The 22,521-nt window shown below is 40.0% G+C and carries 23 protein-coding genes; 7 read left to right on the top strand and 16 right to left on the bottom strand.

Features of this window, described 5'->3' with window-relative positions; all coding sequences use genetic code 11:
• Positions 1-64 precede the first annotated feature (64 nt).
• The 3 genes from JNUCC41_RS15775 to JNUCC41_RS15765 are packed head-to-tail and all read right to left on the bottom strand — an operon-like array spanning position 65 to position 3,286.
• A complete protein-coding gene (locus JNUCC41_RS15775; RefSeq protein WP_192203820.1) occupies positions 65-2,032 on the bottom strand; it encodes a DUF6449 domain-containing protein in 1,968 nt (655 codons plus the stop codon).
• Entirely contained in the window at positions 2,007-2,906 is a 900-nt protein-coding gene (locus tag JNUCC41_RS15770; protein ID WP_192203819.1) for an ABC transporter ATP-binding protein, read from the bottom strand. Before JNUCC41_RS15770 ends, JNUCC41_RS15775 begins: the two co-directional genes overlap by 26 nt.
• Positions 2,903-3,286, bottom strand: coding sequence for a GntR family transcriptional regulator (locus JNUCC41_RS15765; protein ID WP_192203818.1), 384 nt, complete (start codon positions 3,284-3,286; stop codon positions 2,903-2,905). The genes JNUCC41_RS15770 and JNUCC41_RS15765 overlap by 4 nt, the downstream gene beginning before the upstream one ends.
• A gap of 181 nt (positions 3,287-3,467) precedes the next feature.
• On the opposite strand from JNUCC41_RS15765, the gene JNUCC41_RS15760 reads away from it, so the two are divergent.
• Positions 3,468-3,884, top strand: coding sequence for an organic hydroperoxide resistance protein (locus tag JNUCC41_RS15760; RefSeq protein ID WP_076366919.1), 417 nt, complete (start codon positions 3,468-3,470; stop codon positions 3,882-3,884).
• Between the two features lie 52 nt (positions 3,885-3,936).
• On the opposite strand, the gene JNUCC41_RS15755 is transcribed toward JNUCC41_RS15760, so the two are convergent.
• Positions 3,937-5,253 carry an MFS transporter gene (locus JNUCC41_RS15755; protein ID WP_192203817.1) on the bottom strand — a complete coding sequence of 439 codons (1,317 nt, stop codon included), beginning with the start codon at positions 5,251-5,253 and terminating at the stop codon, positions 3,937-3,939.
• Between the two features lie 215 nt (positions 5,254-5,468).
• Between JNUCC41_RS15755 and JNUCC41_RS15750 the strand changes: the two genes are divergently transcribed.
• From JNUCC41_RS15750 to yidC, 3 genes are all read left to right on the top strand, one after another.
• A complete protein-coding gene (locus tag JNUCC41_RS15750; RefSeq protein WP_192203816.1) occupies positions 5,469-6,290 on the top strand; it encodes a glycerophosphodiester phosphodiesterase in 822 nt (273 codons plus the stop codon).
• Positions 6,291-7,183: 893 nt separating this feature from the next.
• Positions 7,184-7,471: a hypothetical protein gene (locus JNUCC41_RS15745; protein WP_192203815.1), complete on the top strand. Its 288-nt coding sequence runs from the start codon at positions 7,184-7,186 to the stop codon at positions 7,469-7,471.
• A 28-nt stretch (positions 7,472-7,499) separates the two neighbouring features.
• The gene (gene yidC / locus JNUCC41_RS15740; protein ID WP_342615307.1) at positions 7,500-8,285 is read left to right on the top strand and encodes a membrane protein insertase YidC; all 786 of its coding nucleotides are present in this window, start codon (positions 7,500-7,502) and stop codon (positions 8,283-8,285) included.
• A gap of 123 nt (positions 8,286-8,408) precedes the next feature.
• On the opposite strand, the gene JNUCC41_RS27285 is transcribed toward yidC, so the two are convergent.
• Positions 8,409-8,495, bottom strand: a complete 87-nt coding sequence (locus tag JNUCC41_RS27285) for an IS3 family transposase (protein ID WP_353618332.1) — start codon at positions 8,493-8,495, stop codon at positions 8,409-8,411.
• Positions 8,496-8,840: 345 nt separating this feature from the next.
• On the opposite strand from JNUCC41_RS27285, the gene JNUCC41_RS15730 reads away from it, so the two are divergent.
• Positions 8,841-8,984: a hypothetical protein gene (locus JNUCC41_RS15730; RefSeq protein WP_192203813.1), complete on the top strand. Its 144-nt coding sequence runs from the start codon at positions 8,841-8,843 to the stop codon at positions 8,982-8,984.
• Between the two features lie 227 nt (positions 8,985-9,211).
• On the opposite strand, the gene cphA is transcribed toward JNUCC41_RS15730, so the two are convergent.
• Both cphA and JNUCC41_RS15720 read right to left on the bottom strand, forming a co-directional pair.
• Positions 9,212-11,833: a cyanophycin synthetase gene (gene cphA, locus JNUCC41_RS15725; protein WP_192203812.1), complete on the bottom strand. Its 2,622-nt coding sequence runs from the start codon at positions 11,831-11,833 to the stop codon at positions 9,212-9,214.
• Entirely contained in the window at positions 11,830-12,642 is an 813-nt protein-coding gene (locus tag JNUCC41_RS15720) for a cyanophycinase (protein WP_192203811.1), read from the bottom strand. The genes cphA and JNUCC41_RS15720 overlap by 4 nt, the downstream gene beginning before the upstream one ends.
• Before the next feature lie 177 nt (positions 12,643-12,819).
• Here JNUCC41_RS15720 and JNUCC41_RS15715 point away from each other — a divergent pair, with 177 nt between their 5' ends.
• Positions 12,820-13,242 (top strand): pyridoxamine 5'-phosphate oxidase family protein, encoded by a 423-nt coding sequence (locus JNUCC41_RS15715; protein WP_192203810.1) that lies wholly within the window; start codon positions 12,820-12,822, stop codon positions 13,240-13,242.
• Between the two features lie 149 nt (positions 13,243-13,391).
• On the opposite strand, the gene JNUCC41_RS15710 is transcribed toward JNUCC41_RS15715, so the two are convergent.
• From JNUCC41_RS15710 to JNUCC41_RS15675, 8 genes are all read right to left on the bottom strand, one after another.
• Positions 13,392-14,438 (bottom strand): M42 family metallopeptidase, encoded by a 1,047-nt coding sequence (locus JNUCC41_RS15710; protein ID WP_192203809.1) that lies wholly within the window; start codon positions 14,436-14,438, stop codon positions 13,392-13,394.
• Positions 14,439-14,529: 91 nt separating this feature from the next.
• A complete protein-coding gene (locus JNUCC41_RS15705; protein ID WP_192203808.1) occupies positions 14,530-14,667 on the bottom strand; it encodes a hypothetical protein in 138 nt (45 codons plus the stop codon).
• A 31-nt stretch (positions 14,668-14,698) separates the two neighbouring features.
• The gene (locus JNUCC41_RS15700) at positions 14,699-14,887 is read right to left on the bottom strand and encodes a hypothetical protein (RefSeq protein ID WP_192203807.1); all 189 of its coding nucleotides are present in this window, start codon (positions 14,885-14,887) and stop codon (positions 14,699-14,701) included.
• Positions 14,888-14,996: 109 nt separating this feature from the next.
• Positions 14,997-16,760 (bottom strand): oligopeptide ABC transporter substrate-binding protein, encoded by a 1,764-nt coding sequence (gene opp4A, locus JNUCC41_RS15695; RefSeq protein ID WP_192203806.1) that lies wholly within the window; start codon positions 16,758-16,760, stop codon positions 14,997-14,999.
• Between the two features lie 19 nt (positions 16,761-16,779).
• Entirely contained in the window at positions 16,780-17,679 is a 900-nt protein-coding gene (locus tag JNUCC41_RS15690) for an ABC transporter permease (protein ID WP_370662580.1), read from the bottom strand.
• Positions 17,680-17,701: 22 nt separating this feature from the next.
• Positions 17,702-18,667, bottom strand: a complete 966-nt coding sequence (gene opp4B, locus JNUCC41_RS15685) for an oligopeptide ABC transporter permease (RefSeq protein ID WP_098371215.1) — start codon at positions 18,665-18,667, stop codon at positions 17,702-17,704.
• Between the two features lie 15 nt (positions 18,668-18,682).
• Complete coding sequence (locus tag JNUCC41_RS15680; RefSeq protein WP_192203804.1) at positions 18,683-19,609, bottom strand: ABC transporter ATP-binding protein; 927 nt, start codon at positions 19,607-19,609, stop codon at positions 18,683-18,685.
• Positions 19,587-20,612 carry an ABC transporter ATP-binding protein gene (locus JNUCC41_RS15675; protein WP_192203803.1) on the bottom strand — a complete coding sequence of 342 codons (1,026 nt, stop codon included), beginning with the start codon at positions 20,610-20,612 and terminating at the stop codon, positions 19,587-19,589. The genes JNUCC41_RS15680 and JNUCC41_RS15675 overlap by 23 nt, the downstream gene beginning before the upstream one ends.
• A 494-nt stretch (positions 20,613-21,106) precedes the next feature.
• Here JNUCC41_RS15675 and JNUCC41_RS15670 point away from each other — a divergent pair, with 494 nt between their 5' ends.
• On the top strand, positions 21,107-21,742 hold the full coding sequence (locus tag JNUCC41_RS15670; RefSeq protein WP_192203802.1) for a Bax inhibitor-1/YccA family protein: 636 nt from the start codon (positions 21,107-21,109) through the stop codon (positions 21,740-21,742).
• Positions 21,743-21,913: 171 nt separating this feature from the next.
• Here JNUCC41_RS15670 and JNUCC41_RS15665 read toward each other — a convergent pair whose 3' ends face one another.
• Positions 21,914-22,456, bottom strand: a complete 543-nt coding sequence (locus JNUCC41_RS15665) for an acyl-CoA thioesterase (RefSeq protein WP_192203801.1) — start codon at positions 22,454-22,456, stop codon at positions 21,914-21,916.
• Between the last annotated feature and the right edge of the window lie 65 nt (positions 22,457-22,521).

Here is a 22,521-nt window from a genome sequence, read left to right as displayed (position 1 = left end):
AAAAGGAGGCCGCCATATTGGGCGGCCCCTTTCCCTGTATATATGTAAAAGCAAAATATTCACGTTATCTTTCATTAAAATGATCCAAAATGAAGCCTGGAACATGTTCGCCAGAAAAACTCTTGATATCCACATCTCTGCTTTCTTTATAATAAAAGGCAGCTGAATACTCTCCGCCCCAATCGATTTGAGCATTATCAATGGCCGTCTCGATTTCCAAAGCCGTCTTGATTTTCATGCGATTTGGCTGTTGTTCAATCTGCTGTGCAAGTTCACTTTCAGATTTCGAATGATAAAATTCCGAATCGGTTTTCGCAACCAGGATATAAGAGATATCATCAGCCATTAACCGCGCTTTTTCATATTGATCGGTACTTTCCATCCATTTTGAAAACTGAGTATATGAAGAGTCCCAATTCATATAAATGGTTTTGTTATTATTCAAAAGAATTTCGATGGAGGCATAATCACCAAAAGAAGATGTCATTTGGGTAAACGATTGATTATTCAGATCCTCCGACAATGCCTTTACAGCAGCTTCCAACTGTTGACCGTCCGTGATCGTTATTGATTTGTCCACTTGTCCGCTCGCCGTTATCTTGATTTTAGAAACGTCTACAGCGGATACATTCAATAACTCGTTAACCATTTTTTTATATTCATTCGACTCATAAATTTTCGCCAACAGTGGCATGTATGAGTCGTAATTTTGCAAATGATACTCTCTTGCTAACCGTTTTCCATTCTTGAGTTCATACATCAGAAATACGGATTGTCCATCATTCACTTCACCAATGGAAACCTTTTTACCCTTATCGATAATTTCCTGATGCAATAACCTGATCGCTTCTATATTTTCCTTCTCTTTAAGATGATTGAAAGCTTTTTTCGACGTGTCATCATCTTCAAAAAATAAAGGAGAATCGCCAATATAAATTTGTCTAATCATCTTTTCATCAGGTATCTTGGCCTTATACTGAAGGGGATCTATTCTTATAATGAGTGCCAGCACAATGATAGCCACTATAAATGCTACATAACCTTTCAGGTTGACCCGTATTCGCCAAGTCTTTTGCAGGACGATTTCCCCTAAATAATATCCAAGCAAAGAACCGACAGCATATCCGAAGAAAATCCACCCAGGTTCACCTGTCGTTTCGCTAAAATAAAGCCCAGTAAACAGCATCATGCATAATGTCAGGCCGAATTTAAATAATGGCTTAATCTTCGGGTAAACAAATGCCTGCGACACATGCTCCAGCTTTCTCCTCTCATAGAGAAAAAGAGAGCAGATCAGAAATAGAAAGGTTAATATACTATAAATTAATGTATTGATAGAGAAGAAAGTGATTTTATCCATCTCCGTTGCTGCTAATAAGGGGGAGATGCCATTCATATTGGCACTTAGATAATAATCTGCAGAAAATCCTGCTATCAAAAACTTCACATTGGCTGCAAACAAAACAAACAGCCCCACCGGCAAAGCAAGAAAAATATAGGTCAGCAATCCTTGAAATGCTGATAATCCCGTCACCATTCCAACAAGAACGGCAACAGAAAAGATCAAAGTTTCCAAAATGAATGTAGTCCCCATCCAAGACCATATATCCGTCATGGTATATAGCCTTTCTATATCAATTGCCGAGTGAAATAATATCAATATTGAACCTGTAAGTAAAATCGGCAAACCCATGAAGCCAATTCCCGTCCCAATCATATGAACGTAGATGCTGCGTCTAGTAATCGGTAAACTATGAATAAAGTCTGAAGCTTGTTTCATTTGTAAGAACCGAAAAAGGAAGATGGCAAGTAATACTGGAATAACGATGACCAAGACAAACTGTATCATCTGCTGACAGGAAAAAAGGTTTTCGAATTCCACATATTCATTATTCTCATTCAAGATAATCGCTAACATTTTCAAAGGCAGAGCAAATATGAGGCCTACGAGAGACAGGAAGCCAATCCAGCCAGTGGTTCTGAAAATATAGATAATCAGTTCTCTATTAAACCAGGTTATTCTGGATGACATAACCGATATCCCCCATTTCATAAATGAATATCTCCTCCAGAGTAAGTGGGAGAATATCTAATATTTCTGGCTGAAACTGATTAAAGTGCGATTTAATCATGGATTCTTTACCTTTAACGATGCAAACGATCACGCTGCCGCGTCTTTCCTTGTTAAGAATTTGAATTCCGCGATATAATCCGTGGGGAATTTTATGTTTGAAGGCAATTTGCACTTTATGTACATCGGCTTTTAAGTCATCCAAATCCTTCTCGATAACAAGCTCACCCTTGTGTAAAATCCCTACATGATCGGCTAAATCTTCAATTTCCCGAAGATTATGGGACGATAGTAAAATCGTCATATCCCTTTCCGAGACATCCTGAATCAACAACTGTCTCACATTTTTACGCATGACCGGATCTAATCCATCAAACGGTTCATCCAGGATGAGAACTTCCGGCATCGTCGAGAGTGCGAGCCAAAAAGCAACCTGTCTCTGCATCCCCTTCGATAGTTTATGTATTTTAGATTGGATGGGGATCTGGAATATTTCCTGTAATTGATAGAAACGTTCTTGATTCCACTCACTATAAATATGACTATAAAAACCTGCCATTTGCATGATCGTATAATTAGCCAGAAAATAAGGTGTATCAGGAAGGAAGAAACAACGATTTTTCACTACACGGTTTTCAAACACATATGATCGATCAATAAGAACTTCACCTGCGTCCTGTATCAGATTGCCTGAAAGCATTTTTAATAAAGTCGTTTTCCCCGCCCCATTTGAACCTAATAACCCGAATATGGAGCCTTTTTGTATGACTAAGGTGACGTTTTTGATCGCTTCTTTTCCTTCATATAATTTACTCACCTGTTTTAATTCAATCATGATTCTCCCCCCTTTGCCAATGGGCTGATTTCCTTTATTAATCTATAAATTTCATGTTTATCGATTCCGATATACAGAGCTTCAGCGAGTACCTTTGAGAGCTCGTTTCTGATCTTTTCTTCTTTTAATGAGTTTTTCAAATATTTAGGAGGTGCCACGAAATTCCCTTTGCCTGGCAATGTATATATAAACCCATCAGATTCAAGCTGCTTGTACGCTTTCTGGATCGTATTTGGATTGATGGTCAATTCCTGAGCCAATATTCGTATGGATGGAAGCTGATTATGTTCCTGTAAAACTTCATTGATCATTAGTTCCTTAAACTTATCCATCAATTGCTCATATATCGGCTTTCCACTTTGGACATCCAACTCAAACATCATCAACCCCTCCTGGCAAATGGGTGTATTACATCTCCTAATACAGTACATTATAAAACAATATCTTCCATTTTAAAACCGATTTCAAACAATACTATCCATACATTTGCTTTCATTTTGTTTAACACGACTTACATTAGGGAACTAAAGATAATAAGAATGAACAAAGGAGTTGTTTTCATTGAAACCATTATATACAGCTACAGTTACCGTACACGGTGGTCGTGAGGGACATGTAAAATCAGAGGACGGGATTCTGGATTTCGATGTGAGGTCACCGAAGGAATTAGGTGGTTCCGGTGAGCGTGCTACAAATCCTGAACAGCTATTTGCAGCCGGTTATGCCGCATGTTTTGACAGTGCCTTGAATCTTGTTCTGCAAAAAGAAAAGAAAAAAGTCGATACTTCCGTTACGGCAAATGTTACGATCGGTAAAGATGAGGAAGACGGTGGTTTTAAATTGGCTGTAAGGTTGGATGTTTCGATCCCGGACCTAAGCAGGGAAGAAGCCGAAGACTTTGCCAAAAAAGCTCACATGACCTGCCCATATTCAAAAGCAACTCGCGGGAACGTCGATGTCACCTTGATTTTAGTATAAAAATATGCAAGGGAATGGATACGGCATTAAGGCCGGCTCCATTCCCTTTTTACTATTTCACTTCTTCCAATCCCTTCAGCTTCAAAAGAAAGCCCAGGCCTATTACTGTCATGATGATCAGTGACCCTAATGCCATCCGGCTCGCCAATGTACCGAGGTCATGGAATACCAACGTTATCGTCCCATATAAAAGCGGACCGATTATGGAAGAAACTTTTCCGGAAAATGCAAATAGTCCAAAAAATTGCCCCCTTTTCCCTACCGGGGTCAATTCAACGATATATGTCCGTGATGTCACCCACATCGAACCTAGTGAAATGCCGAACATACTCCCTGCAATCCAGAACCAAAGAGCCGTTTGTGCGAAGACTGCAATAAATAATGCGACCAAGAGCAGAACTCCCACATATGTCACAGCTAGTCGCGGACCCTTCGACTGCGTAATATATCCAAACAGAAACGATCCGGCAATACTCGAAACTGTCGATACCAAGTAAAGCAAAATGAATCCGCTTGAGGAAAATCCAACAACAGTCTTGGCATATACGGCCATCATGCCGATAGTGGTTGCAATTGCATCGTTTAAAAAGAAATAAGCAATCATGAATGTAAAAACCGATCGATAGGATTGCATCTCTTTAAATGTTGATTTAATTTCCTTATAACCTGATAAAAAAGGTTGTTTCGCTTTTTGTTGTTTTGGAGTCTCTTTTAAAAAAAAGAATAAAGGAAGGGAAAAAACCAGAAATAAAATGGCCGTCGGAATAAAGGCTTCATGTGAACTCCCCTTACTAATGAATGGATAGATCGACAGTCCCACTAACGTTCCAAGATAGCCTACCGCCACTCCAAATCCTGATATAAGCGGCAATTGCTGTTTCGTGCCTAAATCACTCATCATCGTATCATAGAAAACAAGACTCGAATGATAGAAAAACTTTGCTATCACAAATAAAAGAATGACGATTGCTAAAGAAATTGGAATGCCCAGAAGCTTTCCTTCGAACGGAGCCCCTCCAAATACTCCCATTAAAAATGTACATACAACAGAAATGAGTGTAAAAATTATAATGTATTTTTTCATTTTTCCCGTTCGATCGATCATGACTCCGAACAGCGGGGAAAATAAAACAAGAAACAAACTGGCAATCGCATTAGCGTAGGAGATGAAGGTACTTGCAATCTGATCAAGAACGGCATTTTCCCCAATCTGTTCCTGGAGGAAGAATGGAAAGAAAATCGTATTGATATTAGAAGAAAAAATCGTATTGGCAAAATCGTAAAACGCCCAAGAGAGAATGGGCAGGGAAAAATACAAACCAAAATTCCCCTTCCATTTTTTAGACTTCGGTTTCACCTGCAATTCCATCCGCTTTCCCTCCTTTATAGATGCTTAAATTATATGTATTCCATACCTTTCCAATAAATCCTTTAAGTCTGGATTATAACATTGTGTAAAACATGATTTTTTCCTGCCTAACATGTAAAATTATGAAATGAGACTGAGCTGCTGACTTCTTCTTTATATTCTTTAAGTTTGGGTAAAGGATATTTAAAATAATGTGCCTAATAGGAGTGTAAAAGATGATTGCATTTATTCTTATTATCTTGTTAACCATACTTGTACTGTTCGCTATCTACGCTAAAAGATCAAAGAACGATTTCCCTGAAAGCTTCATAATGCAGCATTCCCCCCTTAAAATTGGACATCGCGGTGCATCTGGATATTGCCCCGAGAATACAATGGCATCTTATATTAAAGCAATTGAATTGGGAGCTGATTTCCTGGAAGTGGATATCCATCTTAGTAAAGATGATGTACTTGTGGTTCATCATGATCCCACACTGGATCGAACCACAAACGGCAAAGGGAGCCTCCGTAATTACACGGCAGCCGAATTAAAGGAATTGGATGCAGGAAGCTGGTATCATTCTCGCTATAAGAATGAGAGGATTCCTTTACTGAGTGAGGTATTGGAGAATTTCGGGTCAGAAGTTGGAATCTTAATCGAAATAAAACATCCATCTGCTTATCCTGGCATTGAACAGAAACTTGCAGAAGTATTAGAGAAATTCCGAGAATATTCAACAAGTAAAAATAGGATAATGGTACATTCGTTCGATATGGAATCCATGAAAAGGTTTCATCAATTAATGCCGGACATACAAGTGGGCGTTTTGATTAAACGGCGAATTAATGACGAAAAATTAAAAGAGATTGCCGAATTTGCATCATTTTTGAATCCAAAGCAAACGATTTTAAGTACGAAGCTGCAAATGCGAATCCAAAAGCATGGTATGAAAGTATATACATGGACCGTCAACAATAAAAAACAAATGCGCATGTTCAAAAAGATGCAGGTAGATGGCATCATTTCTGATTTTCCTGATTATTTCTTGGATTGAAACTTTGAAAGTGTTTTTCTATATAAACGTTCCAGTTGATTTAAGAACTCCTCCCCTTTCAACATCTAGCGGGATCTTGACTAGCCAGCTATTCGGTAGGGGTATTGCAAATTCCTCCAATCCAGTCAGGGTTTCATTTCAAGTCTTCTTTTATAATCATGGTTCGGGGTAAGACCATTTCAAACTCCCCCTTTGTCGACTGAACAATCCGCAAATGCGGATTTTTTTTTTAATAACATTGAAATGATTGTATCTCATGCCCACCCGTACCATAATAGGCCATCGCTGTCGCCCCGTCACCATCGATAACCTGCCACGGAATTTAACCGACAAGTTGGGGGAAAAACAAAATGAGCGGACAATCTTAAGCCATACATAAGTATGTTGGTAAAAGCGCCCATTCATTGAACCAGCGTCAATTGCCTTATACATTCCATCGTGAAGTTGTGGAATAAATAAAGGCGGAGCTATATGAGCGGGCCTCCTTTGTAGGACGGACCAGGCGGGCCAGGTAGAATCCTTTCTTCCATTATTTGATTTCTTAATGGATTATCCATGCTTCGGGGATGTGCATTTTGATATAAATTATTTTCAGTACCGTTATGGTGGTTCTGTTTTTCGAATGAATTGAGCCTCCTTTTATCCGTGTGGACGAATGACCATGTGTGAAATCTTCTCTCTCAAATCCAGGTTCTATATGACCTTTAATCATAAATTGATGCACCAGAAAATATTCCCTGTTTATTTTTTGAAAAAATCCCTATATTTTTTGGCATTCTTGTACTAGAATTTGATATAGTGTTCTTAATGATTTAAACTTATTCCAGTCCCGAAATCGTTTTTGGGACCAACCAAACTAAATTTTCTTATCTTAGAAAAAACGAGGGATTCCTATGTGGGAATTATTATTAGAATTCGATTATCAGACCGTTCGCCATGCGGTATGGGCAGGTTACTTATTTACCTTTGTCTTTCCACTGGCTGCGTTTTACTTCTTAAATAAAAAGCAATCACTCTTGAACGACAAATATCAAGCTTCCGTCCATACAGATAAAAGTAAATCCCCAGTTCAGAAAGGCAACATTTTTGACTGGCGCGGTGCACAGCGCTTTTTCACATTTATCCGGCACAAGGATTCACCAGATGATTCCGATGAGCCAAGCCTCCTTCTCGTTGTTTAAACAATAACAATTCGAGGAGGAAATTATATTGAATAAGAAAAACATGCTTTTAATTGCCGTCCTATTTTTGGCAACCACCCTTTTGACAGGTTGCTCAGCAGCAACGAGCGGGCCATTTCATACTGCATTGGTTAACCCGATGACAAAAATGCTAGAATTTAATGCTCATTTGTTTAATGGCAACTACGGTTTAAGCATCATCATGATGACATTTTTGATTCGCCTTGTCTTGCTTCCACTGACTGCCAAGCAATATAAAACACAGCTTAGCATGAAAACGAAGATGAATGGGCTGAAACCGGAAATGACAGCAATCCAGCAGAAAATCAAAGAGACGAAAGATCCAGCTAAACAAAAGGCCCTTCAACAGGAAATGATGCAGCTTTACCAAAAGCATGGAGTCAATCCTTTAAACATGGGATGCCTGCCGCTCTTGATTCAAATGCCGATTCTAATGGGCTTTTATTATGCCATTCAAGGTTCCCATGAAATTGCGACCCATAATTTCCTTTGGTACAGTCTTGGCCAGCCGAATATTGCCATGGCGATTATTGCTGGTGTCATTTATTACTTCCAATCGGTCATTTCCATGAGACAAATGCCGGAAGAACAGCAGAAACAAATGAAGCTGATGAGCCTGCTCTCACCAGCAATGATTTTATTCATTTCTTTCTCTGCTCCTGCTGCATTGCCGCTGTATTGGTCGATCGGAGGTATATTCATGATTGTTCAGTCAATCGTGCTTCAGCGAATATATAAAAAAGACCATGCCGCTGTCCCGGCTGCAAATGAAACGGTTATCAAAAAAAGCTAATCCACTTGGATTAGCTCAGACTGTAGACAAACTGATCTGACCCAATAAAGTTAGACATATAGTTTAAGTAACTTCTAAGACCTGAGTTCGATCTTCTATCGGACTCAGGTCTTTTAATTTTCCCTACATACGTTTGTGGTTATAGTAATAAATATACTGATCCAATTCCTTTTCAAAGTGCTCTGCTCTTTTAAATACTATTCTCAGCATCACACAGTCCTACTGGGTGAATAACAACTTCATTCATTTATAACCTAATGAGTTTTATAACAATATCAGTAGTCTCATTCTCTTAGATCTAAACTAGAAAGAAGGATTATTTGACGCCTGCACATATGAATGAAAAAAAGAAATTTAAATGATTGTATCCGATTTATTTACCTAATTTCAACTATTAAAAGTTTTGTATTAGTTTTATCGAATTATTTCATATAAGTTTAGAAAGGAGAATCTAATTGGGATAATAATAAGGAACTAATTACTTCAGAAATAAATCAACTTTTAATAAGTACTAATCAACACGATTCATTAAAAGGTTTACAAACAATTGGCTCCATGGGAGAACAAGCTCCAATCTTAAGAGAAATGCTCAGAAATAATGAAAACAGTGATTTAAAAACGATGGCAATTGTTGTTTTAGGAGAAAAAGGAGAAAAAGCCTCTATAGCAGTTCCTGAGTTAATTAATGAACTTGACTAGGATTGCTATTGAATCTTTATCGATTTCACTCGAATCAATCATGGCTAAAGCCCAACTAGCCCAAAAACGTACTTCTTCATTCTTACTTTTTGAGATCTCTTGTTTTAAACTATGAATGCTTTTAGTACCTATACGTACCAAGCTGAGACTAGCAGCCATTCTTATTCTACTATATGGTGAAGGAAATTATTAGAACGTGCACTCCGCAGGGCGGAATGCACGTTCTTTTATTTCTTCGGCAATGGATTTGTTGAAACCTTTTCGAAAAAACTCTCTACATATTCGAAATCCGTGTAAAAGAACAATAATAGGTCACCCGGTTGTGATGTTTCCCAGGCTTTTATGAATGCGTCCAATTCATTAGGTTCGATGAATATCCGATTTTTCTGTAACCCAGCTTCTACGGCAGCTTCCTGAAGCAGCCCGGCTACTTCGAACGGTTCCCTTCCACGTAAATCATCATCTTCTTTAATGATGAATAGATCAGAATTCATGGCCGCCACCTTGGAGAGCCTGGTAAGCTCTTCATTAATACGATCCCCTGGTCCTGCCAAAACAGTGATTAGACGATTTTTATTATAGGCACTGACCGTTTCGAATATAGCCTTCAATCCAGCTTCATTATGAGCATAGTCGATGATGATCGTGCGCTCTTTCAACTTCTTTAAATTGAAACGTCCTTTGGACAAATTCGTATCAGGCATAAATGTGGCAGCCTTCCTTCTTAGTTCTTCCATTGAAACGCCTTGTGTTTCGGCTGCGGCTAACGCCTGAAGTAAATTGGCGATATTATGACGTGCCATGCCGGAAATCGTAATTGGAATAACGGTGCAATCCATGAATGGATGGATGACTCCATCAGATGAATGACAAATCACGCCTTGTTCATTGACGAACCAAACTTTACATCCACCATTAATCGCAGCCTTAACATGAGGCTGGGTGGCATCTGTAGAGGTGTAAATGACCTCCCCATCTGTATAGGCGTTCATGGCAGCTACATTCGGATCATCTGCATTCAGCACACAATAACCTGTTTTCATTACGACTTCGGCAATCAGCCTCTTTAATTTTATGAGATCATCCAATGTATCGATTCCATCACGGCCGAGGTGATCCTCACTTACATTGGTGATGATCCCCACATCACATTTCCGAAAAGCCAGACCTTCACGCAGAATTCCGCCCCGGGCCGTTTCCAATACGGCTACATCAACTTCAGGATGGGCCAATACCATTCTTGCACTGACAGGGCCACTGCAGTCACCTTGATCCAATACCTCATCGCCGATATATACTCCATCAGAATTTGTCATGCCAACCTTTGTTTTTTCATTAGTAAGAAAATAATGAACCAATCGCGTCGTTGTCGTCTTTCCATTTGTTCCGGTCACTGCGATGATCGGTATAGCAGCCTCTTCCCTAGTCGGAAATAAGTAATCGACAATGGCTTTGCCTACATCCCTTTTTTTTCCTTCACTCGGATAATGATGCATTCGAATTCCCGGTGCAGCATTCACTTCAATAATCGCAGTCCTTGAATGTTCGATTGGCTTTGATATATCCTCACAGATAAAATCTATTCCGGCTATATCCAAACCAATCGCTTTCGCGGCAGCAACAGCCATATTTTTTATGGTGGGGTGAACCTGGTCCGTTACATCGATTGCCTTTCCACCAGTCGAAAGATTTGCATTGCCCACAACTTGAACCAATTCCCCTTGATTCGGAATGGTTTCGAGCGTCCGATTCGATTTTTCCAAGTAGCATGTCACGGTATGTGTAAGCGGGATTTTTGACATCGGCTTTTCATGACCTTCTCCCCGCAACTCATTACAATTTTCCTTTTCTATCAAACTGCGTATCGTTTCCTTACCGTTTCCAATAACATAGGGAGGAAGCCTCAAACTAGCGGCGATAAGTTCTCCGTTGACTATCAGTAACCGATAATCATGTCCTTCAATATGCCGTTCGACTATGTACTTCTCCACATGCAACTCCAAACAATTAATTACATTGAATAGCTCATCCTTATTTTTGATATGAGTGATGACACCTTGCCCCTGTCTTCCATTATACGGTTTTATGACCAGTGGAAAACCCAGCCTGTCCGCCGAGGCAAAGATATCTTCAATTGAATGGGCAACTTCCCCTTCAGGTACAGGGAGGCCACATCCTCTTAAAATTGATTTGGTCAATGATTTGTCACATGAATTCTCAACCGCAATATTCGAAGTTTGGCTAGATATTGTTGCCTGGACATACTTCTGCCTTGTACCGGTTCCTAAACGCAGTAAGCTTTCATCACCCATTCGCTCGACAGGGATATCTTTTGCCTGCGCTGCCTTAAAAATGGCTTCGGTACTTGGCCCCAGTTTATTTTTATAATATAACTGCTCTATTTGTTTTACATAAGATTGAACATTTATAAGTTTTTCACCACTCAGGATGGCTTCCACGATATCTTTTGCTGCTAAAAAAGCTTGAAAACCTGAGTGAGGCTCCTGATAGTCAAAGGTAACATAATAAACACCTTTTTTTTCCATCATTATCGTTTTTCCACGAATGGCTTCGATTCCGGCCAAGTTTTGAAGCTCAATCGTCATATGCTCCAATATATGTCCCATCCATGTTCCTTTTCTCAGCCTTTCGGCGAAACCGCCTCGATACCCTTTTGAACATGTATGGCTTCCCAAGTTCGGGAGCGTCTTTAACAATTTTTCATTGAATCCAGGTATTGAATCAGATGGTTTCTGTTCAAGTTCCCCTATATCCAATTCAATGCAAATCGTAGGTGTATAAGCAAAATAATTAGGTCCTTTTAAATAACGGACTCGATTGATCTTCATTGTTGGATCCCCTTTTTCATCAACAATTTCCTGGTAAGCAGGTCAAAACGGTATCCTCTTGTTAGGGCATGAAGGTTAAATCCCGAAAGAGTCAACTCTTCACTGCCATTATCAGAAGTTGTGATACTGATATAATCACTGGTGCTGCCATCAAGAACCAATACTTGATGTTGGCCTACAACTTCAAAATGACCGTCTTTAACTAAAATTGCTGTATTTTCATCAATGCCAATACCCATAATTTCTTTTTTCCCTGCTATCGCACTTAACAGACGGTCAAAGCGGCCACGCTGGGAAAAATGTTGATCGATTATCAGGCCGTCAAGGAAGCCGAAACCTACTCCAATTTCAACCTTTAATTTATTGTCATTCAGCATCGTGTCAGCAGCGACGATCATATACTTACCTAAAATCGAAGCGCCAGCACTTGTCCCTGCTATCACCATTCCTTTATGCCAGGCTTTAGAAAGGGCATCGTGGAACTTGGTTTTACCAATCAGTTCAGATAATCGGCTTTGGTTTCCCCCTGAAATGAAGATAGCTGAAAAAGATTTCAGCTGTTCACAAATTTCTGGATCGTCTGCATCCTGCCTTGAATCCAGCTTGATCACTTCCACCCTGTTCACGCCTAAATCCCTGAAGATCTTGATATACTCTGCACTCACTTCCTCAGGAATTTCACTTGCTGAAGGCAATATTCCTATTCCGCCGTCGTTATGGGCTGCAAGCTCGACAAATTTATTTAATACTTCACCTTCAAGGCACTTATCCTCTGCCCCTCCAATGATAAGTAATTCACCACAATTCATTCATCATACTCACCTTTACAAATGGATTGATTAACATCATGAAACAGAACACATAATGACTAGTATGGCAACTTCTTTCAGTCTTCATTCATAAAAATGGCAAACTGCATAATTTTGTTTAACTTAAAGGAAAAAGAGGAAAAGTAATAGAGTAAAAAATAAAAGGAGTGTGCAAAAATGAGCCAAACCCAAATAAAAGAAAAAGTATTGAACATCATTCGTGATCATAAAATAGGAGTTTTATCGACAGTTGAAAACAACAAACCACATTCGCGCTATATGACATTCTTTAACGATGAATTAACTTTATACACACCAACGAGTGGAAAGACGGAAAAAATTGATGAAATTGAAAAGAATCCTAATGTTCATATTCTGATCGGCTATGATAATGAAGGATTAGGCGATTCCTACCTGGAAATCTCAGGTACCTCGAAAATAAACGACTCACAGGAACTAAAGGATAAATTATGGAATGAATCATTTGAAGATTGGTTCGAAGGTCCGAAAGATCCCAATTATTTAATCCTTCAAATTAAACCGGAAAGCATTCGGTTGATGAACAACAATGGGGAACCTCCACAAGAATTATCATTATAATTTGTCATTCACGAGTATTTGAACGTAATTCAAGAATAAAACAACGAAATTCACGAGTATTACGCAGAAACTCACGAGTATAATGAAAATTTCGCTAAAAAACAGTAAAAGCCCGCACTCATCTGATATGAGTGCGGGCTTTTTTACGATTAAACCAACTCTGATTGGATATAATGCAAAATCAGATTGGCTGTATGCTTTAATGAAGAGACATGCGTCCGCTCGAAGGCATGTGAAGCATCGATCCCCGGTCCGATCAGACCATGTACGACATCATATCCTGCCCGGATCGCAGCGGAAGCGTCTGAACCATAATATGGATAAATATCGACGCGATAGTCGACAGCATTTGCTTTGGAAAGGGCGACTAGATGCTGACGTAATTTATAATGATAAGGACCCGAGGAGTCTTTCGCACAAATGGAAACGCTGAATTCATCCGTTGATTGTCCGTCACCGATCGCTCCCATATCGACAGCTAGATATTCGACTGTTTTCTCAGGGATATTGGAATTGCCGCCATAGCCGATTTCTTCATTGTTTGAAATCAGGAAATGGGTCGTATATGCCAATTTTATCTTTCCTGCGGAAATGAGGTCAATGATATGAAGCAGGATGCCGACGCTTGCTTTATCATCCAAATGCCTTGATTTTAAAAAGCCAGTATCCGTAACTTCCACCCTTGGCTCGAAGGAGACAAAATCTCCAACAGAAATGCCAATCGCTTCAGTTTCCGCTTTAGTTTTCACGACAGCATCTATCCGGACCTCAATTGTCTCATCATCACGCTTGGCATCCCCGGCATTTTTATATACGTGGACAGAGGTCTGATTGATTAATATGGTCCCGGTGATAATTGCTCCGTCAGCTGTGTGGATTTTACAATACTCCCCTTCGACTGAGTTCCAGCGAAAACCGCCGATCATCGTCAATTTAAGGCGGCCATTTGCCTTGATTTCCTTTACCATGGCACCCAGAGTATCGACATGGGCAGTCAACAATCGATGTTTGCCATCATCTTCCCCTTTTATTGAAGCAAGCAATGCCCCTTTATTCGTGATCTTGTAAGGAACCTTCCTTTGCTCCATGAAATCGGCCGCGTATTTAATGGCATGATCTGTATAACCGGAGGGGCTGGGTATGGACACCAATTCTTTTATGTAAGATACGATTTCTTCCTCTTTGATAACACTCATGCATATCTCTCCTTTCCTCTTGTTCATTATATCTTTTCATGGCAACTTTTAACATATTAAAAGACCGCCAAAAGACGGTCCTTTAATCGATTTAACTCATATGAGCCAGAACAGGCAAGATGGCCATAACTAATGATGAAATCCCATATAATGCTAAATTCTCCATATTAACTTTTCTTTTCCACTTTTCGCGCCATACTTTGTATCTGCTCATTTCTTCGTTTCCCATAAAAAAACCTCCTTCATGATGAAAGTTCAACTTACTTCAACTGTCTTTGTTTGTTGGACATTTCCTTCATATATTCCAAGAAGGCAATTCTCTTTTCGTCTGGATAGGCTACAATGTCAGTAATGATTTCCTCTTCAAGAGGCTTCAGTAACCGGCCAACCGATTCAGTAAACAATATTTCTAACTCTCTCTTTGTTTCATTAGGATTTCTCACTTCCATCAATATCACCCTTCCAATTACTTACTATTATCTATATAACCTTTATCCACTTCATTGAAACGCAAAAAAATCGACCGCCCATAAAGGCAGCCGATAGTCATCAATTAAATTATTTCGTTACACCCACATTATGCCACTGATATTGGCGGCCTGCGAGATAATCATAACCTGTAACGCGTTCATTCACTCCAGCCAATTGATAACGGAATAATGTCGGAATGACCGGAACCTCATCATGGATCAATTCTTGCCACTCATTATACGTATCGATCCGATATTGATCATCGAAAGCTTCCTCTGAAATCCCTTTATCAAGAAGCTCATCATTTTTTTCATTCACCCAGCGGGTATAGTTAAATTCCGCAGATCTAGCCCATAGACCAGATGGATCCGGATCGGAAGCGACTCCCCATGCAGCTGAATAAACATCAACTTGATCATTATCCTTTTTCAATAGGTCATAGAATGAATTGAACTCATGCAGCCTGCCATCCTGCAATTCAACGTCCAAACCTACTTGTTCCCATTGTTGGATATAATATCTTGCAAGTGGCTCGGAAACATCTGAACCGCTCATGGAAGCAAAATTGATCTTGAACTCTTTTCCATCTGCATCTTCACGAATGCCATCATTATTCGTATCTACAAATCCTGCTTCATCCAAAAGTTTTTTTGCTTTTTCAGGATCATATTCATATGGTTTTACATCTTTATTATTATATTTAAAGTTCGGTGTAATGACAGAGTTGGCAGGGAAGCGAAGGCCCTTGAACATCTTTTTGCCAACTTCTTCATTATTGATGGCATATGCCATCGCCTGACGAAGGCGTTTGTCTCCAAACTTTGGATTCTCATCCATAATATTTTCTTCTTTTTCTTTATCATAGTAGCCGAAATTGAAACCAATATAGGAATAAGCCAATTCAACTTTCCCCAATAATTCGACATTATCCAATTCCTTGGCCTGATCATATTGCTCAGCCAGGACCTCTGCTACATCGAGGTCACCATTTTCAAGTGACTTGACGACAACGGACGGATTCACGACTTTTAATGTGACACTGTCCAATTTAGGTTCACCGCGGTAATAATCTTTATTCGCTTCAAATTCGACCGCTTCCCCCTGAACGATTTTCTTCACTTTGAATGGTCCAAAACCAATCGGATTTTTACGGATTTTATCCGAAGATTCCAACTCTGCAATCGGAACATCTTTTAAGTATTCTTTATGAAGCGGGTATGTCCATAATCCAGTCGTGACGGAAGGATTCGCTTTTTTGAATGTGAAAATGATTTTCTTGCCGTCGACTTTAATGCCTGAAATCTTATCGGCTTTCCCTTCATGATACTCTTCCATACCCTCGATTAAAGCCATTTGTTCATCATAGCGTACACCTTTGTAATCTTTGCTTCCCATGACTAGATATGCATATTCTAAATCGGCACCTGTCACAGGTTTTCCATCTTGCCAATTTACATTATCCTTAATCGTCAGCGTAACCGTTTTATGATCGTCTGAAATCTCATAGGAAGCGGCACCTTCATTCGTATATACGTAGTTTTCATCTGTATCCAATAAGTCTTCATCAAAGAATGTAATAACTTGATTATCGGGTTCGCCTTGATAGAAAACTTTGTTTAATATCCCTTCAAACGGGGTATCGGATACCAAGCCATATGTCAAATGGCCGCCTTTAATCGGCTCTCCTTGATTTGTCGTCTTTGTCGGGAATTTAGAGGTATCGACCTGTTCGACATCTTTCCCTTTTTTCTCTTTCGTTGACGATTTCTCCGTATCATTCGAACATGCAGCAAGCAGTAGAGACGAAATGGCCAATGCACTTAATACCTTACTATAGCTTTTGATTTTCATATCCTACACTCCCCTTTTTTTATCCTCTTCTTTGTCTTGCATCGGCGGCGCGTTTTAACGCTTGGCCAACGAAATTTATACTCAGCATCAACACTAGAATCATGAGTGATGCGGGTACCCATATCCACCACTTGTTTTCCAGAACATCTGGATTTCGAGCATAACTGATGAGCGTCCCTAAACTCGGTGTGCTCTCCGGAAGACCGAACCCTAAGAAAGTCAAACTGGATTCTAGGCCAATATTGCCTGCAAGGTTCAAAATGAAGTTGACGATGATCAACGAACTGACATTGGGCAGAAGCTGAAACAGGATGATTTTCCAATGTGGTGTCCCCAGTGTCTGTGAGGCGTGGATATAATCCAGCTCACGCTCAGACAAAGCCTTAGAACGAATCAGCCGTGCCTTTCCTGTCCATAAAAACATCGTCATGATTAAAATGAAAACATATACATTGAAGATCGGCACAATCGTGACTACAACGATGATGAACATCATTTGCGGCAGGGCAATCACGAAATCGATAATACGCATGATCACATTATCGGTTGCCCCCCCGAAGTAACCAGCAAGAAGCCCTAATGATAAACCGATGATAGCCGTGAATAATGTAATGAATAAACTGATCGTGAATGAATTCCTGGTACCTACTATCAGTTGGCCGAATACATCCCGGCCACCATAATCGGTTCCAAGCCAATAGTCTGAAGATGGCTCCAAATAAATGGAGAGGAAATCGACCTTGGCAATTTCTTTGGCATCCATGAAGAAAGCCGCGCCATAAACGAAAATCAATATAGCAGCCAATGTAATCAAGGAGCCCATTGCAAGCTTATCCCTTTTGATTTCCTGCCAGATGATCTTGATTCCTGAAGGGCTTACATCGTTAACTTGTATGTTCTTTCCGGATTCCACTTTCATTTCCATATGACTCACCCCGCTCCTATTCTATCCGTATGCGCGGATCGACCGCACTAAGTATGATGTCCGAAAGAAGGGTGCCAAGCAGAGTGGCAAATCCCGTCATCATGACGATGGCCGTGACAACGCTGAAATCCCGCAGACTCACCGAACTAAGGAAAAGCTGCCCAAGACCCGGATAACTGAAAATGGTTTCGATTATGACCGCGCCGCCGACCAATCCAGTAATTTCATAACCTAAGAATGCTGCTATCGGTAAAAAGGAATTTCTCAGGATATGCCGTGAATAAACTTTTGATTCAGGCACTCCCTTCGAACGCGCTGTCCTTACGAAATCCTTGATTTTATTATCGATGATTTCATTACGCAAATATTGGATCGTACTTGTTGTTGCAATTAAAGCTGTACTTAAAGCTGGTAAAATCAAATGATTAATTTTGCTTACAACATAGGCGAATGTTCCTTCATCCACTTTTGAATCGACACTGCCCCCAGACGGGAACCAATCCAGGGCAAAGCCGAAAACGAATAACATGATTAAAGCAAAAATGAAAATCGGCGTGCCAAATCCTAAATAGCTATATCCCGTAACGGTTTTATCCACCCAGGTATCGTTATACCTTCCGCTAAGTATGCCTAATGGAATAGCAAGCATATATGTAAAGATCAGTGTGACCAACGCCAGGAACACTGTGTTCCAAAGCCTGTCTTCGATCACATCCATGACGGGCGTCTTATGTGTATAGGAAATACCGAAATCCCCCTGTACTGCATTGGATGCCCACCTTAAATATTGTTGGTACCAAGGGTCATTCAAACCCAGTTCTTCCCTGATCCTATCAAGCTCGGCTGGATTGGCCCTAGGATTGATTTCCTGGCCTGACAGTGCATCACCGGGCATTGCTTTTGCCATCATGAAAACGATGATGCTCAATAAAAAGAGCTGCGGGATCATTACTAATAATCGTCTTAATATAAACTTCCACATAGTCCTTCCACCTCCTTATTGTATTGCGACTCTATGTGTTGATGAGATTGGCTTCAAATCGTAAGCACGTCCATTCTCATCGAAATATTTTGAGTAGGTAGACTCATATTCCGAGGTGAGTTTTTTTCTAAGCTGCACTTTATCTTGGCGAACTTCCGGCTCTAAATCCGGAATGGCCGCAATCAGGCGCTTCGTGTATATATGTTGGGGATTTTCATAGATTTCCTCACTTTTGCCTTCCTCTACCAATCTACCGCGATACATAACACCCATCCGGTCACACATATGCCGGATTACGCCTAAATCATGCCCGACAAATAAATAAGTCAAATTGAACTCTTGTTGGAGATCCTGAAGAAAATTCAATACCTGTGCCTGAACGGAAACATCCAATGCTGACACCGGTTCATCCGCAATGATCAGTTTAGGTTTCAATGTCAATGATCGGGCAATTCCAATCCGCTGCCGCTGCCCCCCTGAAAATTCATGAGGATACTTGTAAATCGATTCAGGACTCAGTCCGACTTTGTCCAAGAAGTCCTGTACGATTTTCCTTTCCTCTGAAGGGGATAACCGTTCGAAATTCCTCAGCGGTTCGGCAATGATGTCCAGTACCCTCTTCTTCGGATTCAATGATGAATACGGGTCTTGGAAAATCATTTGGATATCTTTTCTGAATGGTTTAATTTCTCTTCTACTTAGAGAGGCTAAATCCCTGCCTTCAAATAGGATTTGTCCGGATGTCACCTCATTCAGTTTGACCACTGCCTTGCCTGTCGTGGACTTGCCGCTTCCGGATTCACCGACCAAACCATATGTTTCCCCTTGCTGCAACTCCAAGGAAACACCGTCCACGGCCTTTACGTGATCGACCACCCTTCGAAAAAAACCGCCCCTTATCGGAAAATGCACTTTGAGATTATCTAATTTGAGTAATGTCATTGGCTGTTGCATCTCCTTCAGCTTGAAAATAAAATTCTTTATAGCAGGTACAGCGCACTAAATGATCGTTGCCCACATCGTGAAGCCGGGGTGTCTCTTCATGCGCATGTTTAGGTATCCAAGGAATCCTATCTTGGAAGCGACATCCTATCCGATCCATTTTCGCTATCGATGGAACGATTCCTTCGATAACGTGCAAACGGTTTTTCTCGTTTGCAGCAGAAGGTATCGAATTTAATAATGACCTCGTATATGGATGCAGCGGATTGTTGAATATCTCTTTAACACTTCCCGTTTCCACTACCTGACCTGCATACATGACAACGATCCTGTCTGCGACCTCTGCTACGACGCTCAGATCATGTGTTATTAAGATGATCCCCATTTTTGTCCTGCTCTGGATATCTTTCAGCAGATCAAGTATTTGCGCTTGAATCGTAACATCCAGTGCCGTCGTGGGTTCATCGGCGATGACCAGTGCAGGGTTGCAAGCAATGGCAATCGAGATCATTGCCCTTTGGCGCATTCCGCCCGAGAGCTCATGCGGATATTGCTTGTACGTCCGTTCAGGGTATGGAATTCCCACTTGTGTCAAAAGTTCGATCGTCCTGTTCTTTTTTTCAGCAGTTGAGAGTTCAGTATGGTAATCAAGGTTCTCCTCGATCTGTTTTCCGATGGTCATGAGCGGGTTCAAAGCCGTTAAAGGTTCCTGGAATATCATCCCCAATTCCTTACCCCGGACTTTATTCATTTGTACATCATTCAACTTTAGTAGATTTTGACCTTTATAATTGATATTTCCTTCGGATTTCGTTCTCTGCCTATTATGTAATTGAATGATAGATAAGGCCAATGCACTCTTTCCACAACCTGATTCTCCAACAACTGCTACAATTTCATTTTCATTCACCGTAAACGAAACATCATCCACCGCTGCATGATATTTGTTGCCGATTCGAAATGAGGTAGTTAGGTTCTCTATTTGCAAAATAGCTTTCTTCATTCTTGCTCCCCCTAAACTATTTTATCGGGAAAATAATTAATCTTCTGATAATTATCTAGAATTTTAATCAATTTTTTACAATTATACAATAGGTTTTATAGAAAATAATCACATTTTTTTCATATTTTATAACTTTAAGAATAATTTTCCGCAATAAAAAATCGTTTCCTTTATAACGGTTATACAGTAAAGTTTTGAAGTCCGATTAAATGTAAAGAAGCAATAATTATTAATTTACTATTCCAAGATAATAACCTTAACGTTCATATCTATTTATTGGCCTTGTCGTTCTACATACCGCAGAATGGTTCAAATTGAATTTTTTTGATATTTCAGAAAAGTTAGTACATTTGTTAGGATATCATAAAACAGGTAATTATTTCATATATATTTCAATACTAAAAAAAAAAACACTTTATTTTCATTAAATGGCATGAAACCTTTTTAAAACAGATTCGTAGAAAACGGTAGAAAATATATAATGAGGTGTTTGAATGTATTCACAAACTGTACAAACATATATGCCGTCCGTCATGCGGACGTTCGCTATGTCACTTGCCGTTTCCGTCTTAGGGATGGCTCTCGGCACACTTGTTCCGCCATCCTTGTTTCTTCCCTTAGCGATACTTGAGATCGCGATGTTGATTGGAGCATTCATATTGCGGAGGAAAAAAGCCATCGGTTATACATTTTTGTATAGTTTCACATTGATTTCAGGAATTACGACATATCCGATCATTGCACACTACCTAGCCGCTGCAGGGGCAAATGTGGTGATTCTGGCAGGTGTTACGACGACAGTCGTATTTGGTGGACTGGCGGTTTATGCCACAACCACCAAAAGGGACCTTTCTTTCTTGGGCGGAATGTTATTTGCAGCCTTGCTAGCTTTAGTGGTCATTAGCATTTTCAACATTTTCTCTCCATTAAGCTCTACAGCCTTGCTGGTCTTTTCCTTTATTGGGATTTTAGTTTTCAGTGGTTATATTTTATATGATTTCAACCGAATGAAGCATTACGGGGTAACAGCCGAGGAAGTACCGCTCATGGCCTTGAATCTATATCTAGATTTCATTAACCTATTCATTAACATCTTGCGCTTCTTCGGTATTTTAGCAAGCGATGACTGAAAAGTGATATGATCAAACCTAACAAAAAAGACGCTTGGACTTATCCAAGCGTCTTTTCACGTTTCTTTCCCATCCGGATAATGCCCCAAAACCAATGGCATTTAATAAAAGACCAAATCACAATGAATTTGGTCTAAAATCATCAATAAGAAGGCTGAAGGAATGCGTATCTTATTTATATAATCCAGGCTTCGATTGATCGGTCCATGGCAGCTTCACACCGAAAGTACTTGCAATGAACTGTGTATCTTCCCTTCTTTTTTTCCTTATTTGTGCCCGTTGTTTTGCTGATTCATTTAAATTCATTTCCATCTCTGTTTCAGGAACCAAACGCGGGACAGGAATTGGTTTACCTTCTTCATTAATGGCAACAAATGTCAAGAAAGAAATGACACATAAATTCCGATCTCCTGTAACTAAATCCTCTGCAATCACCTTTACGATGATTTCCATTGATGTTCTGCCCGTATAAGTCACGAAGCTTTCAAGGCAAACTGCATTTCCTTCGTGAATAGGGTGCAGGAAATCGACAGAATCAGTTGATGCCGTAACGACGTTGCTTCGCGCATGACGCATGGCTGATATAGCCGCTACATCATCAATATATGCCATTAATTTGCCTCCGAACATCGTACCAATATTATTTGTATCCGGCGGGAGGACAAGGCTTGTTTTTATGACCAAAGAGTCCCGGCAATATTTTGTTTCTTCCATGGTGACTGCACTCCTTTATGTCTGATTTCTCACTATTCCACTTTATCGAATTCTTACCTGTAAAG

Source organism: Brevibacillus sp. JNUCC-41 (assembly GCF_014844095.1).
Taxonomy (GTDB): domain Bacteria; phylum Bacillota; class Bacilli; order Bacillales; family DSM-1321; genus Peribacillus; species Peribacillus aracenensis.
The sequence above is the reverse complement of the archived record's forward strand: the minus strand, read 5'-3'. Positions and strand labels throughout refer to the sequence as shown.

Coding starts and splice junctions, on each gene's coding strand:
- JNUCC41_RS15775 (WP_192203820.1), bottom strand. CDS start 2,032: ATGTCATCCAGAATAACCTGGTTTAATAGAGAACTGATTATCTATATT.
- JNUCC41_RS15770 (WP_192203819.1), bottom strand. CDS start 2,906: ATGATTGAATTAAAACAGGTGAGTAAATTATATGAAGGAAAAGAAGCG.
- JNUCC41_RS15765 (WP_192203818.1), bottom strand. CDS start 3,286: ATGTTTGAGTTGGATGTCCAAAGTGGAAAGCCGATATATGAGCAATTG.
- JNUCC41_RS15755 (WP_192203817.1), bottom strand. CDS start 5,253: ATGGAATTGCAGGTGAAACCGAAGTCTAAAAAATGGAAGGGGAATTTT.
- JNUCC41_RS15750 (WP_192203816.1), top strand. CDS start 5,469: ATGATTGCATTTATTCTTATTATCTTGTTAACCATACTTGTACTGTTC.
- JNUCC41_RS15745 (WP_192203815.1), top strand. CDS start 7,184: ATGTGGGAATTATTATTAGAATTCGATTATCAGACCGTTCGCCATGCG.
- JNUCC41_RS27285 (WP_353618332.1), bottom strand. CDS start 8,495: ATGCTGAGAATAGTATTTAAAAGAGCAGAGCACTTTGAAAAGGAATTG.
- JNUCC41_RS15730 (WP_192203813.1), top strand. CDS start 8,841: ATGGGAGAACAAGCTCCAATCTTAAGAGAAATGCTCAGAAATAATGAA.
- cphA (WP_192203812.1), bottom strand. CDS start 11,833: ATGAAGATCAATCGAGTCCGTTATTTAAAAGGACCTAATTATTTTGCT.
- JNUCC41_RS15720 (WP_192203811.1), bottom strand. CDS start 12,642: ATGAATTGTGGTGAATTACTTATCATTGGAGGGGCAGAGGATAAGTGC.
- JNUCC41_RS15715 (WP_192203810.1), top strand. CDS start 12,820: ATGAGCCAAACCCAAATAAAAGAAAAAGTATTGAACATCATTCGTGAT.
- JNUCC41_RS15710 (WP_192203809.1), bottom strand. CDS start 14,438: ATGAGTGTTATCAAAGAGGAAGAAATCGTATCTTACATAAAAGAATTG.
- JNUCC41_RS15705 (WP_192203808.1), bottom strand. CDS start 14,667: ATGGGAAACGAAGAAATGAGCAGATACAAAGTATGGCGCGAAAAGTGG.
- JNUCC41_RS15700 (WP_192203807.1), bottom strand. CDS start 14,887: ATGGAAGTGAGAAATCCTAATGAAACAAAGAGAGAGTTAGAAATATTG.
- opp4A (WP_192203806.1), bottom strand. CDS start 16,760: ATGAAAATCAAAAGCTATAGTAAGGTATTAAGTGCATTGGCCATTTCG.
- JNUCC41_RS15690 (WP_370662580.1), bottom strand. CDS start 17,679: ATGAAAGTGGAATCCGGAAAGAACATACAAGTTAACGATGTAAGCCCT.
- opp4B (WP_098371215.1), bottom strand. CDS start 18,667: ATGTGGAAGTTTATATTAAGACGATTATTAGTAATGATCCCGCAGCTC.
- JNUCC41_RS15680 (WP_192203804.1), bottom strand. CDS start 19,609: ATGACATTACTCAAATTAGATAATCTCAAAGTGCATTTTCCGATAAGG.
- JNUCC41_RS15675 (WP_192203803.1), bottom strand. CDS start 20,612: ATGAAGAAAGCTATTTTGCAAATAGAGAACCTAACTACCTCATTTCGA.
- JNUCC41_RS15670 (WP_192203802.1), top strand. CDS start 21,107: ATGTATTCACAAACTGTACAAACATATATGCCGTCCGTCATGCGGACG.
- JNUCC41_RS15665 (WP_192203801.1), bottom strand. CDS start 22,456: ATGGAAGAAACAAAATATTGCCGGGACTCTTTGGTCATAAAAACAAGC.